We start from the raw sequence: 14,476 nt of genomic DNA on the forward strand, positions 1-14,476 counted from the left end.
GCATGGAAAACAGATCGCACGCTTTGATGACAGGCATCTTCACGATCTCGCTGCTGATCGCGGCGATCCTGTTCGGCATCTGGTTCAATCGCGACCGGGTGAAGTACGACCCTTACCTGATTGCGACCACGCAGTCGGTGCCTGGGCTGAATCCTCAAGCTTCGGTGCGTTATCGCGGGCTGGAAATCGGCAAGGTGGACGACATCGATTTCGACCCCAAGCTGGCTGGCCAGATCCTGATCCACTTGAGCATCGACCCCGCGACGCCGATTACCAAGACCACGTATGCGACGCTGGGCTACCAGGGCGTGACCGGCATCGCCTATATCCAGCTCGATGACGAATCTGTCGGATCGCCCGCGCTGGAAACCAGCAAGCAAAACCCGAGCCGCATCCCGCTGCAACCGGGCCTGTTCGACCAGCTTGAAAAGCGCGGCACGGCAATCCTGGAAAAGGCGGAAGAAGTAAGCAAAAAGCTGGATACCCTGCTCAGCCCCGATAACCAGAAGAAGATGCTGGGCGCCTTCAGCGACGTAAGCGAGGCAGCCAACTCTTACAAGGACCTGGCGGCGAAGCTCGATCCGGCGGTGCAGAAGATCCCTGCGCTGGTGGAACACGGCGATCGCGCCTTGCAATCGGTGGATACGCTGGCCAACGAGGCAAGCAAGGTGGCGCGCACGCTGCAGGGGCCGGACGGCGCCGTGCAGCGCATTACCGCTTCCGTCGATCGCGCGACGACTTCGGTCGAGGCGGTAGCCAGCGGGGTTGAACTGGAGACCCTGCCGGGCGTGACCGGGCTGGCCGACGAAACCAAGTCTTCCATGCGCGCCATTCGCCGCACCATGAATAATATTAGCGATCGCCCTTCGAGTATCCTGTTTGGCGCGCCCGGCACGCCGCCGGGACCGGGTGAACCTGGCTTTGACCCGACGGGAAAATAAAGGCAAATAAGGACCAGCAATGAAGAAAAACAAACTCCTGATCGCCGTTGCAGCAGCCGCCGCGCTGGCCGCCTGCGCCAGCAAGGGGCCGCAGCCGACCTCCTACGACTTCGGGCCGATGGGCGCGCCGTTGCCGGCAGCCAGCCTGGCGCCCGCCACCGCAGGCAGCAGCGGCACCGACGGCATCAATGGCAGCAATGGCGCCGCCGGCCAGGCAGCTGGAATTCCGGCCCTGGTCGTATCGGACGTGAGCGGGCCGGCTTCGCTGGACACGCAGCGCATGTTCTACCGCCTGATGTATGCCGACGCTCGCCAGTCGCGTCCTTATGCCTACAACAACTGGTCGGTGACGCCGCTGCAGCTGATGTCGCAGCGCCTGAAAGCCCGCATCGCGCAATCCGGCGTCAAGGTGGTGTCGACCACCGATGCGGCTGGCGGCCTGCCCCTGCTGCGCCTCGAGGCAGACGAGTTCTCGCAAAACTTCGACAGCGCCACCCGGAGCAGCGCCAGCATCACCCTGCGCGCCTCCGTTTTCCGCAACCACAAGCTGGTCGACCAGCGCACCTTCAGCCGCACTGCGCAGGCACCGAGCGCCGACGCGGCAGGCGGCGCCAGCGCCCTGGCCGAAAGCACCGACGGCATCGCCGCCGACATCCTGGCCTGGCTGGCAAGCATGCCCAAGTAAACCATGAGCGAAGAAGCGCCCGCCCCAGCCCCCGCGCCGACGCCTGCCCCGGCCGCCAAGCCGCCGGTCCGTACCGGCTCACCGGTGGCACGCGCCACCCTGCTCGCTTATACGGTGCTGATCGTGTATGCGAGCTGGTTCCCCTTCTCCGGCTGGCAGAACCAGGGGCTGTCGCCGCTGATCTTCCTCGAATGGACGTCGCTGCCGCGCTACTGGACGGGTTTTGATGCCGGCATCAACGTGATCGGCTACATCCCTTTCGGCATGCTGCTGGTGTATGCGATGCGTCCCAGGGTCACCGGCTTCTGGGTCTTCCTGCTGGCCAGCGTTGCCGGCATGCTGGTCTCCGGCGCGATGGAGGCGGTGCAGACCTACCTGCCGACCCGCGTTTCCTCCAACCTGGACTTCTACACCAACAGCGCAGGTTCGATCATCGGCGCCTTCATCGGCGCGCTGACCGCGCACAAGCTGATGGACACCAGCAATGCCTACAAGCTGCGCCAGCGCTGGTTCGCCCAGCACGCCAGCCAGGGCCTGGTGCTGGTGGCGCTATGGCCGCTGACGCAGATCTACCCGCAAGGCTTCCTGTTCGGCCTTGGCCAGCTGCTGCCGATCCTGTCCGAGTGGCTCAGCGAATTGCTGGACATGGAGATCGACCTGGCCGCCATGGTGCGGCCGGATGTAACGCTGACGGTAGAGCAGTACTGGCTGTCCGAGACCATCGTCACCGCCTGTGGCATGGTGGGCGCCGCCCTGACCCTGCTGTGCATCCTGCGCAAGCCGGCCCCGCGCGCGCCGCTGGTCGCCCTGCTGGTGGTCGCCGCCGTGCTGGTGAAATCACTCTCGACCGCGCTGCAGCTCGGCCCCGACTCGGCCTTCGTATGGGTCACGCCGGGCGCGCAGGGCGGCTTCCTGATCGGCGTGATCATGCTGGGCGGCCTGATTTTCGCGCCCCACGTGGCGCAACGGCGGCTGGCAGTGGCGACGCTGCTGCTCAGCCTTTTGATCGTCAACACGACCCCGACCAATCCCTACTTCAGCGAGACGCTGCAGACCTGGGTGCGGGCGAAATTCCTCAACTTCTACGGCGCGGCCCAGTTCCTGTCGCTGGCGTGGCCATTGGCAGCCCTCTGGTACCTTTGCCTGCCATCGCACAAGCTGAACAAGGAAACCCGGGAAACCCCGGTAAAATAAGCGCCTGCATTAAGAAAGGCTTCAGATGAGCGACAACCAATACTACAAGCATCACGTGTTCTTCTGTACGAACCATCGTGATGACGGCCGCGAAAGTTGCGGCCCGCGCGGCGCCGAAGCCGCCCAGAAGCACGCCAAGAAACGCTGCAAGGAACTGAACCTGAACGGCGAAGGCAAGGTGCGCATCAATTCCGCCGGTTGCCTGGACCGCTGCGAACACGGCCCGGTGGCCGTGGTCTACCCCGAAGGCACCTGGTACACCTACGTTGACACCGCCGATATCGACGAAATCGTCGACAGCCACCTGGTCAACGGCAAAGAAGTAGAGCGCCTGAAAATCAAATGATGAACAAGTTTTCCGAGAAGTTTACGCTGCAGGGCGGCGCCGGCCTGATGGAAGGCCTGATCGACCTGCCGGCCGGTACGCCGAAAGGCATCGCCCTGGTGGCCCACCCGCATCCGCTGTACGGCGGCACCATGGAAAACAAGGTGGCGCAGACCCTGGCACGCACCTTCGTCACGCTGGGCTATGTGGCCGCGCGCATCAATTTCCGCGGCGTGGGCGCCTCCGAAGGCGTGCATGACCACGGCCATGGCGAAACCGACGACATGATGATCCTGTACCAGCACATGGTGCAGCGCTACCCGGGCCTGCCGGTGTCGCTGTCGGGCTTCTCGTTCGGCACCTTCGTGCAATCGCACCTGGCGCAGCGTCTGGCCGCTGCCGGCACCCCGGCGGAACGCCTGGTGCTGGTCGGTACCGCCGCTGCCAAGTGGCAGATCGCCGACGTACCGGCAGACACCATCCTGATCCACGGCGAGAACGATGAAACCATCCCGTTGATCGACGTGCTGGATTACGCACGCCCGCAGGACATTCCTGTGGTCGTGATTCCCGGCGCCGACCATTTCTTCCACCGCAAGCTCGGTCACATCAAGAATTGGGTGATCGCCTTGTGGGGATCGAAAGCACAATAATTTCCCCCGCAACCCCTCATAGTAAGAACAAGCACCAATGAAAAAGATCATCGCTGCACTGGCAACCAGTGTGCTGCTCATGACTTCCGCGGTGGCGCAGACGCTGCCGCCGCCGACCATCGCCGCCAAATCCTGGCTGCTGCTGGATTCCTCCAGCGGCCAGGTGATCGCCGCCCAGGACCCGGATTCGCGCGTGGAACCGGCTTCCCTGACCAAGATCATGACCGCCTACCTGACCTTCCAGGCCATCAAGGACAAGAAACTGACCCTGGACCAGAAGGTGAACGTCTCGGTCAAGGCATGGAAAGTGGACTCCAGCTCGTCGAAGATGTTCATCGACCCGGCTACCCCGGTCTCCATCAACGACCTGCTGTATGGCCTGATGGTCCAATCCGGCAATGACGCCGCCGTGGCACTGGCGGAAGCCGTGGCCGGCGACGAATCGACCTTCGTCACCCTGATGAACCGTGAAGCGCAGCGCATGGGCATGACCAACTCCCACTTCGCCAACGCGCACGGCCTGCCTTCGCCGGAGAACTACACCACGGCGCGCGACCTGTCCGTCCTGGCGCGCCATGTGATCCAGGATTACCCTGAGTTCTACAAGATCGATTCGGTGAAGAGCTTCACCTACAACAAGATCACCCAGCAAAACCGCAACCGCCTGCTGTGGCTCGACCCGACCGTGGACGGCATGAAGACCGGTCATACCGAGTCCGCCGGCTACTGCATGGTCGCTTCGGCCAAGCGCCCGGCCGGCAACCTGGAGCGCCGCCTGATCTCGGTGGTGATGGGCACCAATTCCGACGGCACCCGTACCGCGGAAAGCCAAAAACTGCTGAACTGGGGCTTCCAAAATTTCGACACCGTCAAGCTGTATTCCAAGGGCCAAGCCGTGTATACGCCTGAAATCTGGAAGGGCTCGCAGGCGACCATGAAGATCGGCTTCACCAACGACGTGCTGGTAACCGTGCCGAAAGGCGTGGCAGCCAAGATGAAGCCTGTGCTGGAGCGCAAGGACCCGCTGGTAGCCCCAATCGCCGCCAACACCCGCGTCGGCACGCTGAAGATGATGGTGGACGGCAAACCACTGCTGGAACTGCCGGTCGTGGCGCTGGAAACGGTTGACCAGGCTTCGATCTTCGGCCGCGCATGGGATTCCGTGCGCCTGTGGATGAAGTAATGGCGAAACTGGGTCTTTCCCGCATCGTCGCAGGCATGTGGCGCATGACCGAATGGGACATGACGCCGCAGCAGCGGCTGGCCTTCATCGAGCAGTGCATTGCGCTGGGCGTGACTTCCTTCGACCATGCCGACATTTACGGCGGCTATGGCGTGGAGGGCCTGTTCGGCGAGGCGCTGGCGTTGAAGCCTGCGCTGCGCGAGCAGCTACAGATCGTCAGCAAGTGCGGCATCAAGCTGGTTTCCGGCCGCCGGCCGACGCATACCATCCAGCATTACGACACCAGCTCAGCCCATATCGTGGCGTCGGTGGAGAATTCGCTGAAGGAGCTGCGCACGGATTACCTGGATTTGCTGCTGATTCATCGTCCGGACCCTTTGATGGACTTCGATGAGGTGGCAAATACGTTCCAGCGCTTGCGGTCTGAGGGGAAGGTGCGGGAGTTCGGGGTGTCGAACTTTTCGCGGCACCAGTTCGAGACGCTGAACAGGCGTTTGCCGCTGGTGACCAACCAGGTGGAGTTTTCTCCGCTGCACCTGGAACCGATGTTTGATGAGACTTTCGATGGGCTGCAGGACCTGGGCGTGCAGCCGATGATCTGGTCGCCTTTGGGCGGCGGGCGTTTGTTCACTGCCGGCGACGAGCAGGGGGAACGGCTGCGCCTGAAGATCAAGGAAGTAGCGGATGAATTGAATCGTCCGTTTGCGAGCGTGGTGTTTGCGTGGATTATGCAGTTGCCTTGCAGGCCGGTGCCCTTGACCGGCTCCGGCCGCATCGAGTCGATCGAGGTGGCGGTGGAGGCAACGCAGTTTTCGCTGAGCAGGCCGCAGTGGTTTGAGATCCTGCGCGCGGCGCGGGGACATGAAGTGGCCTGAAAACCGGCACCGATACGCAGCGGCCGCTGGACAGGTGTCAGACCCTGTAGGTCTGACACCGAATTACCGGTTTTGGTCAGTCATCCGCATAAACCTGCGGCGGCGCAATCCCCTTCCACCCGCCACGCCAGGCCAGGTTCAGCCCCACGGTGAACGCAATGTACACCACAAAGAACAGCACAAAGTAATACGCCCGCAGCCAGACCAGCAGCCCCACATTCACCGCCAGCAGCACCAGTGCCGCAGTACTCTTCTTCTGCTTCGAGCTTGGGAAGCGAATAGTCGACACCATCAGGCTGCCCACCACAAACAGCAGCGCCACGACGAAATACCCCTCGAGGCTGGAATCCGGAAACTCCGGCCACGCCACCACCACCGAGGCCACGCAAGCCGCGCCCGCGGTAATCGGCATGCCCACGAAGTACTTCGGATCGGTCCGTCCCACGTTCACATTAAAGCGCGCCAGCCGCAGCGCACCGCAAGCGACGAAGAAGAACGACGCAATTCCGCCCATCCGCAGCAGGGTCGGATCCGCCGGTCCCATCTGCACGAAGCCATAGCAATACAGCAGCACCGCGGGCGCGCAGCCGAAGTTCATCACGTCGGCAATCGAATCGAGCTGCACGCCGAAGTCGGAACCGGTACCGGTGGCGCGCGCCACGAAGCCATCCAGCGCGTCGAAGATTCCCGCCAGCACCAGCAAAGCCGCCGCCAGGCGATAGTCCTGCGCCAACCCAAGGTGGGCGTTGTCGACGGAGATCACAATACTGGCAAAGCCGCAGGCGATCGAGAGCAGCGTTACCGTGCTTGGTAAGGCAAATTTGGCGCGTTGAAGTCGCTGATGTCGTTGAGTGTTCAAATTAAAGGCAATGATGATCAAAAAAGAAAGGCTATTTTACCTTGCTCGGGGATTTACAAAAGAAACACATATTGCCTGAAATTGGCATAGAATCGCGCCATAAAGGAGTTCATCATGAACACGCTCAATAAGTGGCATCAGAAGTTGCCAGCCCTGCTGGTCGCAACCTTGCTTACCGCTTGCGGCGGGGGCGGCGGCGGCGACAGTTCCGCGCCGCCGGTGCTGAACCCGCCGGTTACCAATCCGCCAACCACATCGTGCGTTGTATCGCCGACCGGACTGCCCGGCGCCACGGGCGATACGGCCATCGACGGCTTCAACTGGTTCAATTACCGCCGCGCCGACATTGGCCTGGCTATGTTGTCATGTAATGAATTCCTGAACAAGGCTGCCCTGGCGCACTCGAACTACCTGCGCCTGAATAACATCGTGTCGCACGACGAGGTATCCGGCAACCCTGGCTTTACTGGCGCCACGTTGCCGGACCGTCTGGCCAACGCCGGCTACATCCTGGGGGACAACAACTATGCCTATGGTGAAGTGATTTCCGCTGCCAGCGACCGCTCTGGCTTCTACCACGCGGAGGAGTTGATCGCTGCGATCTATCACCGCTTCGTGATCTTCGAACCCCAGTTCCGCGAGATGGGTACTGGCGCCTCGACCTCGGGCAGCGGCTACACCTATTTCACATCCGACATGGCGACCCACAACGGCTTTGGCGCCGGGCTGGGTAAAGGCAACACTGTAACTTATCCGAAGAATGGCCAGGTTTCTGTCCCGACCTCGTTCGACAGTGATACCGAATCGCCGGACCCGGTGCCGAACCTGAACCGTGTCGGCTATCCGGTCAGCATTCACTCGGATATCACTACCACCGATGGCATCAAGGTGACCGCGGCAAACTTCACGATCCGCCCGCGCGGAGGTTCGCCGCTCGCCACGCGCCTGTTGACGAACGCGACGGACTCGGAACACACGCGGAAACAGTCCGCAGCCATTGTTCCGCTGACAACGCTGCTGTCCAACACGACGTATGACGTCAACTTCGTTGGCACGGTCGACGGCGTCGACGTGTCGAAAAATTGGTCATTTACGACAAAATAGAGTCCCGCCCCTAGCCCACATCGGGACAGAGTGCTAAATTCTGTCCTGATGAACAAGCTTCTTTCCAGCGCACCAATACGCCAGCGCCTCGACATCGAGGAGGGGCTGGACCGCCTGATGGGCGAACGTGCGCTGTATCTTCAGATCCTGCGCCGCTTCCTGCAGGACTATCGCGATTCGTGTGAACGTATCCAGTCGCTGCTTGCGCAGCAGCTGGACGCCAAGGCGCAGCTGGCAGCGCACTCCCTGAAAGGTTCCGCCGGACTGATTGGCGCACAGCTGGTGCACGACCAGGCGGTGCTGGTGGAAAACGCGATTGCCGACGGCGCCGACCCTGCCGCCCTGGTAGCGCAACTCGCGGTGCTGCTGCGCGAGACTTGCGGCAGCATTGACGATCTCTTACGCGAGCATGGCGACAAAGCCGCAGCGAGCGAAACGCCCGCAGTCGATCCAGCGCAATTGCGTGCACTGATCGAAGAACTGGTGGGACTGTTGCGTGAAGGTGATGGCGCGGCCATCGACCTGGTAGAGAAATCGGCGACGATTCTTGCAACTGCGCTGGGCGTGCCAACCTTCCAGATGATTGCGGCGGCTACGCATGCATTCGATTTCGAGACTGCGCTGGACGTGCTGGAGATGGAACTCTAGCCGCTATCAACCGGAGAAGTGCGCCTCTTCATCGAAGGAATCCGCGCACTCCTTGCCGCAGAACCGGCGCACTGCATCCAAGGGTTTTTCGCAGTACCAGCAGGAGCCTTTGGGAGGCAGCGATTGACGCACGCCGCTTGGACGCTCGGCCGTTGCGACACTTTGTGCGGGTGGGATTTCCTGTTGCGTCTCCACGATATTCCCCTTTACTGACAAGCCCTGGAACCAAGGTTACTGCTTTGCGCGGACAGGAGCATGACCTGCCTCAACAAAATAATAGCAGGATTAAATCAGTGGCATAGGGGACGCAACGTGCGTCAGCGCACCAAAAGAAACATAAATATTCCAATGGGATGCGCCGGCGCGATAGGACTTAGTTCCGTGACATCACTATGATGCGGAAGCCGCGAAGATGCCTTATCTTTGCATCCCGATTTCACTGCAACTGCCAAACCCATGTCACGTTCCGAACGCCTGCTCAATCTCTTGCAAGTCCTGCGGCGCTACCGTCGCCCGGTCAGCGGCCAGGTCCTGGCCAATGAACTTGGCGTCAGCATCCGCACCTTGTATCGCGATATCGCCAGCCTGCAGGCCCAAGGGGCCATGATCGAAGGCGAGCCGCGTATCGGCTACGTCATGAAGCCCGGCTTCATGCTGCCGCCCTTGATGTTTGGCTCGGAAGAACTGGATGCCTTGGTGCTGGGCATGCGCTGGGTCGCGGATCGTTGCGACCCGACGCTGGCCGAGGGAGCCATGAATGTAGTGGCCAAGGTTTCAGCCGTGTTGCCTGCAGAGTTGCGACGCGAGTTGGATGAGTCGGCGCTGCTGGTTGGCGCCCCATTGCGCAGGCCGGGCAACCCGCCGTCTCCCGACATGCTGCGCAATGCCGTGCGTTCCGAGCGGAAGCTGCTGATCACTTACGTCGATGGCAGCGGCATCGAGACGCAACGCGTGGTGTGGCCTTTTGCCTTGGTTTATTTTGACCAGGCCAGGGTGCTGATGTGCTGGTGCGAGCTGAGAAACGGCTTCCGCAACTTCCGTGCAGACCGGATTCTGGCGACAGGGGAGACGCATGAACGCTATCCGAAGCGACGCGCCGCCCTGCTGCGCGAATGGCGCAAGGCCCATCGTGAAGCCGCCGAATCAATACTGCCAGAATCTGGCAGGATAGGAACTTAAACTGAGCCCTCTTTCAAACCAGGAGCTCAGAATGAAATTCGCATCGGTACGCGTGGTGACGCAGGATCTCGAAAGCATGATCGCGTTTTACCAGCACCTTTCCGGTATCACGGCAAACCGTCCTGCAGAGGGTTTTGCAGAAATCCACTTCAACGGGGCCGTGCTGGCACTTTCTTCAGAACGGCTGATCGCCCTGTTCAATGTGGGGGCGGCAAAAGCAGCAGCCAATCAATCAGCGATCCTGGAGTTTGAAGTCAGCGACGTGGATGCAGTGTTCGAGCGGGTTGCCGGCAATGACGTGAATATCGTCATGCCGACAACGACAATGCCGTGGGGGAACCGCTCCTTGCTGCTACGCGACCCTGACGGCAATCTCGTCAACATCTTCTCCCGTCCCGCGAATTAGCCACGGTGCTTCATTTGCCGATGCAGAAGCGGGAGAAGATCACGCCCAGCAGGTCGTCCGAGGAAAACTCGCCGGTGATGGTGGAAAGCTGCACTTGCGCGAGGCGCAGTTCTTCCGCGAACAGGTCCAGCGACTGGTCGGTTTGCGCGGCGTGCTGGCCGGCATAGTCGAGGTGCCGGGACGCGTTGCGCAAGGCGATCAGATGGCGTTCGCGCGCGAGGTAGAGCGACTCGCCGGTCTGCTGCCAGCCGGCGATGCGCAGCAGTTCTGCACGCAGCAGGTCGATGCCGGTCTTCTCGTTGGCGGACAGGTAGATGTGCGTTGCATCGGCCATCTGGTCGACCGATGGCTTGTGGCCGGACAGGTCGATCTTGTTCCAGATGCGCAGCACGGGCACGCCTTGCGGGAAGTTGGCGACGATGGTTTCGTCATGCCGGGTCGGGCCGTGGTCGGCGTCCAGCAAGTGCAGGATGACGTCTGCCTTTCCCACTTCGCCCCAGGTACGCTCGATGCCGATGCGCTCCACCACATCCACCGTTTCATCGTGGCCGCGGATGCCGGCGGTATCGATGATGTTGAGCGGGATGCCTTCGATCTGGATGGTCTCGCTGACCTTGTCGCGCGTGGTGCCGGCGATCGGCGTGACGATGGCCACTTCGGCGCCGGCCAGTGCGTTCAGGAGTGAGGACTTGCCTACGTTCGGCTGGCCGACCAGCACCACGTTCAGGCCTTCACGCAGCAGCGCCCCTTGCGAGGCTTGCTTGAAGACCTGGTCGAGGGCTTCGACGATGCCTTTCAGCTGGCCGCGCGCGTCGGATTTTTCGAGGAAGTCGATTTCTTCTTCCGGGAAGTCGAGCGTGGCTTCCACCAGCATGCGCAGGTGGGTGACGCGCTCCACCAGGGCGTGGATGGTTTGCGAGAAGGCGCCGCTCAGGCTTGCGCTGGCGGATTTGGCGGCGGCTTCGGTGGAGGCGTCGATCAGGTCGGCCACGGCTTCGGCCTGGGCCAGGTCCAGCTTGTCGTTCAGGTAGGCGCGGCGGGTGAATTCGCCGGGTTCGGCAAGGCGCACGCCTTGTTCGGCGCCGGCTTCCAGTACACGCTGCAGCAGCATCTGCAGGACGATCGGGCCGCCGTGGCCTTGCAGTTCGATGACGTCTTCGCCGGTATAGGAGTGCGGGCCCTTGAAGTAGATTGCGATGCCCTGGTCGATCACGGTGCCGTCGGCTTGCGTGAAGGGGATGTAGGTGGCATGGCGGGGCTTGAGGTCCGTTCCGTTGAACAAGGCTTTTGCCAGCGCCTGCAGGTTCTTGCCGGATGCGCGGACGACGCCAATGCCGCCGCGGCCGGGGGCGGTGGCGATTGCTGCGATGGGGGAGGAGTCTAAGTTCATGGTTTGCTGATTTTATTCTTAAACCCTGTAAACCTGGGTCAGACCCAGATCTCCCGGGTTTAAAAAAAGCCCGCGTCTGGCGCGGGCTTTTCAGGATTTACTTGGCAGTGCCAATTTCAAGTTTTTTAGTGATCACCCACTGCTGCGCAATCGACAGCAGGTTGTTCACCACCCAGTACAGCACCAGGCCGGACGGGAAGAAGAAGAACATGACCGAGAAGGCAATCGGCATGAACATCATCATCTTGGCCTGTACCGGATCCGCAGGCTGCGGGTTCAGGCGGGTGGTGATGTACATCGAAATCGCGTACAGGATCGGCAGGATCGCCCATGGGTCATGCTGGGTCAGGTCGGTAATCCACAGCGCCCATGGAGCGCCGCGCATTTCAACCGACGCATTCAGCACCCAGTACAAGGCGATAAACACCGGCATCTGCACCAGGATAGGCAGGCAGCCGCCGAGAGGATTGATCTTCTCGGTCTTGTACAGCTCCATCATGGCCTGGTTCATCTTCTGCGGGTCGCCTTTGTAGCGCTCGCGGATGGCGGTCATCTTCGGCGTCACGGTCTTCATCTTCGCCATCGAGCGGAAGGAAGCGGCGGACAGCGGGAAGAACAGCAGCTTGATCGCCACGGTGAACGCGATGATGGTCCAGCCCCAGTTGCCGACCACGGAGTGGATGGCAGCCATTGCAGCCCACATCGGGCGCGCCACGATAGCCAGCCAGCCGTAGTCCTTGACCAGGTCCAGGCCTTCGGTGACTTGCTTCAGGGTGTCGGTGTCTTGCGGGCCGGAGTACAGGCGGGCATTGTTGGTCACCGAGGCGCCAGGCGCCAGGTTGCCCAGCGGCTGCACCACGCCGATCGAGTACAGGTTGTCGCCTTCTTTCTTGGTGAAGATGTCGCGCGGCAGCTTGTCCTGCGGGATGAAGGCGGACACGAAGAAGTGCTGAGCAATCGCGACCCAGCCGTCGTTGGACTTGGTCACGTGGTCAGGCGTGAATGGCTTGCCTGGGTTCTCCTTCTGCGCCTCGGCATCCTTCTCGATCTTCTTGAACTCGTACTTCTTGTAGTGGCTCTCCGAGGTGTACATGGTCGGCGCGATGAACGATGGGTTCATGAAGCCGGAACCTGCCGGTGGAGTGCCGTCATGTTTCAGTTGCAGGTAGAGCTGCGGCGCCATCGCGGCGGCGCTGGTGTTGGTGACGGTGTGCTGCACGTCTACCACGTAGTCGCCCTTCTTGAAGGTGAAGGTCTTGGTCAGCTTGACGCCGCCCTGCTCCGCTTCCAGCACCAGTTTCACCTGGTTGCCGTCGTTCAGCATGCGCGGGCCTGGCTGCGCCACGAAGGCGGTCTGGTGGTTAGGCAGGCCGGGCGCGCCAACCAGGCCGGTTTCGCCCAGGTAGACATGTTTGCCGTCCTCGCTGAACAGCACCTCGGTGTTGTTGCCGCCCTTAGGTTTGCAGAACTCGAACAGGCCCCAGCATCCGCCCAGCCAGCCCGGATCGGCGCTGCCCTTGTGCTTCAGCAGTTCCAGGCGCTTGATGGTGCCGCCCAGGGTGTCGATATCGACGCGCATCACGTCGGTGGTGATGGTCACCACTTCGGTCTTGATCGGGGCAGCAACCGCGGTGCCGTTCACTGCAGCAGCGGCGGCGGCAGCAGGAGCTGGCGTGCCGGCGGCAGTCGCGGAGGCCGAAGCCACGGCGGCTGGCTTGGCAGGAGCCGGAGCAAACATGGACGGCTTGCCGGTCGAGATCATCCAGTTATTCCACAGGATAACCAGCGAGACCGCGAAGACGATCCACAGGATTGAGCGTTTATTGATATCCATTCGGTTCTTCAGGAGTGGTTGAAGTGCTTGGGCGGCACGGGATCGACCCCGCCCGCGTTCCAGGGATGGCAGCGGCAAACCCGGCGCAAGGCCAGGTAACTGCCATGAGCCGCACCATGCTCGCGCACAGCTTCGAGCGCATAGTTGGAGCAGCTAGGGTAAAAACGGCAACTCGGTGCACCCATCAGCGGACGGATGACCCATTGGTAAAATCGCAGCAGGATGGTCAGCAGCGTTTTCATTTTGCCGGCCTGGCCTTATTGGCTTGTGCAAAGAGGCGCGTCAGTTCCTGGCGCAGTTCGGCCTTCAGCTTGGTCGTGGTGGCCGGGCCGTCCTTGCTATTGACGGGGCGCGACAGGCGTACCACGCAATCAATGCAGGGAAGGTCGGTAACGCGGAACAGTTCGCGCGTGACGCGCTTGATGGTGTTGCGGGTAACCGCGCGCGGCGCAAAGCGTTTGGCAACGACAATGCCCAGCCGCGCATTCGGCAGCTGGTTCTGGCGGGTATAGAGCACGAAGTGCGCGCTCTTCTGCGTTGGCCGCAAACTAAAAACGGATGAAAATTCATCCGTTTTTATGATGCGCCGAGCGCGAGCGAAGTCGTGTCTGCCTTCGCCTGTCGAGCTGTTAGGACAGCTGTCCACGCGATCAGCTAACAAGCGTGCTTAAACTACAGCCAGACGCTTGCGGCCTTTTGCACGACGTGCGTTCAGGACTTGACGGCCACCACGGGTAGCCATACGGGCGCGGAAGCCGTGGGTGCGCTTGCGACGCACAACGGAAGGTTGGTAAGTACGTTTCATGTTGGTCTCGCTTAAAAATACAAAATCGGGACGGGAAAGGTGTCCCTAAAAATGTTGGTGCCAATGACATTTCGCGCACTGCGCCAATCTCACTGCCCGCTAAATCCGCGCATCGTATCTGAAAAATTACGGACTACGGGCGGGGAACCCAGAATTATCAGGATTTTTCGGTTTACTGTCAACCACTTAAACCGGCCCGCGGCAGCCGCGCAGGCGGGTCAGACCCTTGGGTCTGACCCTGGGTTACCGGTTTGGTTGCAAAAAACCCAACCCCAGCACGGTTGTGCAAAATTTCTGGTTAACCTGTGGATAACTTCCGACTTAGCGGCTAGAATAGCGCGTTACGTGTGGCGATTACGAACGCCCTCCCACACTTTTTGCATATAGATAGATTC

17 protein-coding genes are annotated in these 14,476 nt (G+C 61.2%); 11 read left to right on the forward strand and 6 right to left on the reverse strand.

Annotated features, from left to right (window positions below):
- Nucleotides 1-2 precede the first annotated feature (2 nt).
- From ACN9MZ_RS29495 to ACN9MZ_RS29525, 7 genes are read left to right on the forward strand one after another with little or no spacing between them, the layout of a single operon-like run.
- On the forward strand, nucleotides 3-941 hold the full coding sequence (locus tag ACN9MZ_RS29495) for an MlaD family protein (RefSeq protein WP_426340304.1): 939 nt from the start codon (nucleotides 3-5) through the stop codon (nucleotides 939-941).
- A 19-nt stretch (nucleotides 942-960) separates the two neighbouring features.
- Complete coding sequence (locus ACN9MZ_RS29500; protein WP_426340305.1) at nucleotides 961-1,626, forward strand: ABC-type transport auxiliary lipoprotein family protein; 666 nt, start codon at nucleotides 961-963, stop codon at nucleotides 1,624-1,626.
- A gap of 3 nt (nucleotides 1,627-1,629) precedes the next feature.
- Nucleotides 1,630-2,820: a VanZ family protein gene (locus ACN9MZ_RS29505; RefSeq protein ID WP_426340306.1), complete on the forward strand. Its 1,191-nt coding sequence runs from the start codon at nucleotides 1,630-1,632 to the stop codon at nucleotides 2,818-2,820.
- 25 nt (nucleotides 2,821-2,845) lie between these two features.
- The gene (locus ACN9MZ_RS29510) at nucleotides 2,846-3,166 is read left to right on the forward strand and encodes a (2Fe-2S) ferredoxin domain-containing protein (protein WP_055932001.1); all 321 of its coding nucleotides are present in this window, start codon (nucleotides 2,846-2,848) and stop codon (nucleotides 3,164-3,166) included.
- A complete protein-coding gene (locus tag ACN9MZ_RS29515; protein ID WP_426342976.1) occupies nucleotides 3,166-3,798 on the forward strand; it encodes an alpha/beta hydrolase in 633 nt (210 codons plus the stop codon). The genes ACN9MZ_RS29510 and ACN9MZ_RS29515 overlap by 1 nt, the downstream gene beginning before the upstream one ends.
- A 37-nt stretch (nucleotides 3,799-3,835) precedes the next feature.
- A complete protein-coding gene (locus ACN9MZ_RS29520) occupies nucleotides 3,836-4,981 on the forward strand; it encodes a D-alanyl-D-alanine carboxypeptidase family protein (protein ID WP_426340307.1) in 1,146 nt (381 codons plus the stop codon).
- Entirely contained in the window at nucleotides 4,981-5,856 is an 876-nt protein-coding gene (locus ACN9MZ_RS29525; protein ID WP_426340308.1) for an aldo/keto reductase, read from the forward strand. Before ACN9MZ_RS29520 ends, ACN9MZ_RS29525 begins: the two co-directional genes overlap by 1 nt.
- A 76-nt stretch (nucleotides 5,857-5,932) precedes the next feature.
- Here the strand turns inward: ACN9MZ_RS29525 and pssA are convergent, their stop codons facing one another.
- The gene (gene pssA / locus ACN9MZ_RS29530; RefSeq protein WP_426342977.1) at nucleotides 5,933-6,730 is read right to left on the reverse strand and encodes a CDP-diacylglycerol--serine O-phosphatidyltransferase; all 798 of its coding nucleotides are present in this window, start codon (nucleotides 6,728-6,730) and stop codon (nucleotides 5,933-5,935) included.
- 99 nt (nucleotides 6,731-6,829) lie between these two features.
- Between pssA and ACN9MZ_RS29535 the strand changes: the two genes are divergently transcribed.
- The 4 genes from ACN9MZ_RS29535 to ACN9MZ_RS29550 all read left to right on the forward strand — a co-directional run bounded on the left by ACN9MZ_RS29535 (nucleotide 6,830) and on the right by ACN9MZ_RS29550 (nucleotide 10,052).
- Nucleotides 6,830-7,819: a CAP domain-containing protein gene (locus tag ACN9MZ_RS29535; RefSeq protein ID WP_426340309.1), complete on the forward strand. Its 990-nt coding sequence runs from the start codon at nucleotides 6,830-6,832 to the stop codon at nucleotides 7,817-7,819.
- Between the two features lie 48 nt (nucleotides 7,820-7,867).
- Entirely contained in the window at nucleotides 7,868-8,467 is a 600-nt protein-coding gene (locus ACN9MZ_RS29540; RefSeq protein WP_426340310.1) for an Hpt domain-containing protein, read from the forward strand.
- Nucleotides 8,468-8,923: 456 nt separating this feature from the next.
- Complete coding sequence (locus tag ACN9MZ_RS29545) at nucleotides 8,924-9,646, forward strand: helix-turn-helix transcriptional regulator (RefSeq protein WP_426340311.1); 723 nt, start codon at nucleotides 8,924-8,926, stop codon at nucleotides 9,644-9,646.
- A 31-nt stretch (nucleotides 9,647-9,677) separates the two neighbouring features.
- A complete protein-coding gene (locus tag ACN9MZ_RS29550) occupies nucleotides 9,678-10,052 on the forward strand; it encodes a VOC family protein (RefSeq protein ID WP_426340312.1) in 375 nt (124 codons plus the stop codon).
- 10 nt (nucleotides 10,053-10,062) lie between these two features.
- On the opposite strand, the gene mnmE is transcribed toward ACN9MZ_RS29550, so the two are convergent.
- The 5 genes from mnmE to rpmH all read right to left on the reverse strand — a co-directional run bounded on the left by mnmE (nucleotide 10,063) and on the right by rpmH (nucleotide 14,081).
- The gene (gene mnmE / locus ACN9MZ_RS29555; RefSeq protein WP_426340313.1) at nucleotides 10,063-11,442 is read right to left on the reverse strand and encodes a tRNA uridine-5-carboxymethylaminomethyl(34) synthesis GTPase MnmE; all 1,380 of its coding nucleotides are present in this window, start codon (nucleotides 11,440-11,442) and stop codon (nucleotides 10,063-10,065) included.
- Nucleotides 11,443-11,539: 97 nt separating this feature from the next.
- Nucleotides 11,540-13,276: a membrane protein insertase YidC gene (gene yidC / locus ACN9MZ_RS29560; protein ID WP_426340314.1), complete on the reverse strand. Its 1,737-nt coding sequence runs from the start codon at nucleotides 13,274-13,276 to the stop codon at nucleotides 11,540-11,542.
- Nucleotides 13,277-13,284: 8 nt separating this feature from the next.
- Nucleotides 13,285-13,518 (reverse strand): membrane protein insertion efficiency factor YidD, encoded by a 234-nt coding sequence (gene yidD, locus ACN9MZ_RS29565; RefSeq protein ID WP_426340315.1) that lies wholly within the window; start codon nucleotides 13,516-13,518, stop codon nucleotides 13,285-13,287.
- Nucleotides 13,515-13,922: a ribonuclease P protein component gene (gene rnpA / locus ACN9MZ_RS29570; RefSeq protein ID WP_426342978.1), complete on the reverse strand. Its 408-nt coding sequence runs from the start codon at nucleotides 13,920-13,922 to the stop codon at nucleotides 13,515-13,517. Before rnpA ends, yidD begins: the two co-directional genes overlap by 4 nt.
- Nucleotides 13,923-13,943: 21 nt before the next feature.
- Nucleotides 13,944-14,081 (reverse strand): 50S ribosomal protein L34, encoded by a 138-nt coding sequence (gene rpmH, locus ACN9MZ_RS29575; protein ID WP_078035393.1) that lies wholly within the window; start codon nucleotides 14,079-14,081, stop codon nucleotides 13,944-13,946.
- Nucleotides 14,082-14,476: the final 395 nt, after the last annotated feature.

Source organism: Pseudoduganella sp. S-14 (genome assembly GCF_049913285.1).
Taxonomy (GTDB): Bacteria; Pseudomonadota; Gammaproteobacteria; order Burkholderiales; family Burkholderiaceae_D; genus Rugamonas.

Bases quoted from the DNA above. Each gene is read 5' to 3' on its own strand.
- ACN9MZ_RS29500 (WP_426340305.1), top strand. From the start codon at position 961: ATGAAGAAAAACAAACTCCTGATCGCCGTTGCAGCAGCCGCCGCGCTG.
- ACN9MZ_RS29535 (WP_426340309.1), top strand. From the start codon at position 6,830: ATGAACACGCTCAATAAGTGGCATCAGAAGTTGCCAGCCCTGCTGGTC.
- ACN9MZ_RS29540 (WP_426340310.1), top strand. From the start codon at position 7,868: ATGAACAAGCTTCTTTCCAGCGCACCAATACGCCAGCGCCTCGACATC.
- rpmH (WP_078035393.1), bottom strand. From the start codon at position 14,081: ATGAAACGTACTTACCAACCTTCCGTTGTGCGTCGCAAGCGCACCCAC.
- yidC (WP_426340314.1), bottom strand. From the start codon at position 13,276: ATGGATATCAATAAACGCTCAATCCTGTGGATCGTCTTCGCGGTCTCG.
- ACN9MZ_RS29545 (WP_426340311.1), top strand. From the start codon at position 8,924: ATGTCACGTTCCGAACGCCTGCTCAATCTCTTGCAAGTCCTGCGGCGC.
- ACN9MZ_RS29495 (WP_426340304.1), top strand. From the start codon at position 3: ATGGAAAACAGATCGCACGCTTTGATGACAGGCATCTTCACGATCTCG.
- ACN9MZ_RS29515 (WP_426342976.1), top strand. From the start codon at position 3,166: ATGAACAAGTTTTCCGAGAAGTTTACGCTGCAGGGCGGCGCCGGCCTG.
- ACN9MZ_RS29525 (WP_426340308.1), top strand. From the start codon at position 4,981: ATGGCGAAACTGGGTCTTTCCCGCATCGTCGCAGGCATGTGGCGCATG.
- mnmE (WP_426340313.1), bottom strand. From the start codon at position 11,442: ATGAACTTAGACTCCTCCCCCATCGCAGCAATCGCCACCGCCCCCGGC.
- ACN9MZ_RS29510 (WP_055932001.1), top strand. From the start codon at position 2,846: ATGAGCGACAACCAATACTACAAGCATCACGTGTTCTTCTGTACGAAC.
- ACN9MZ_RS29505 (WP_426340306.1), top strand. From the start codon at position 1,630: ATGAGCGAAGAAGCGCCCGCCCCAGCCCCCGCGCCGACGCCTGCCCCG.
- ACN9MZ_RS29550 (WP_426340312.1), top strand. From the start codon at position 9,678: ATGAAATTCGCATCGGTACGCGTGGTGACGCAGGATCTCGAAAGCATG.
- yidD (WP_426340315.1), bottom strand. From the start codon at position 13,518: ATGAAAACGCTGCTGACCATCCTGCTGCGATTTTACCAATGGGTCATC.
- ACN9MZ_RS29520 (WP_426340307.1), top strand. From the start codon at position 3,836: ATGAAAAAGATCATCGCTGCACTGGCAACCAGTGTGCTGCTCATGACT.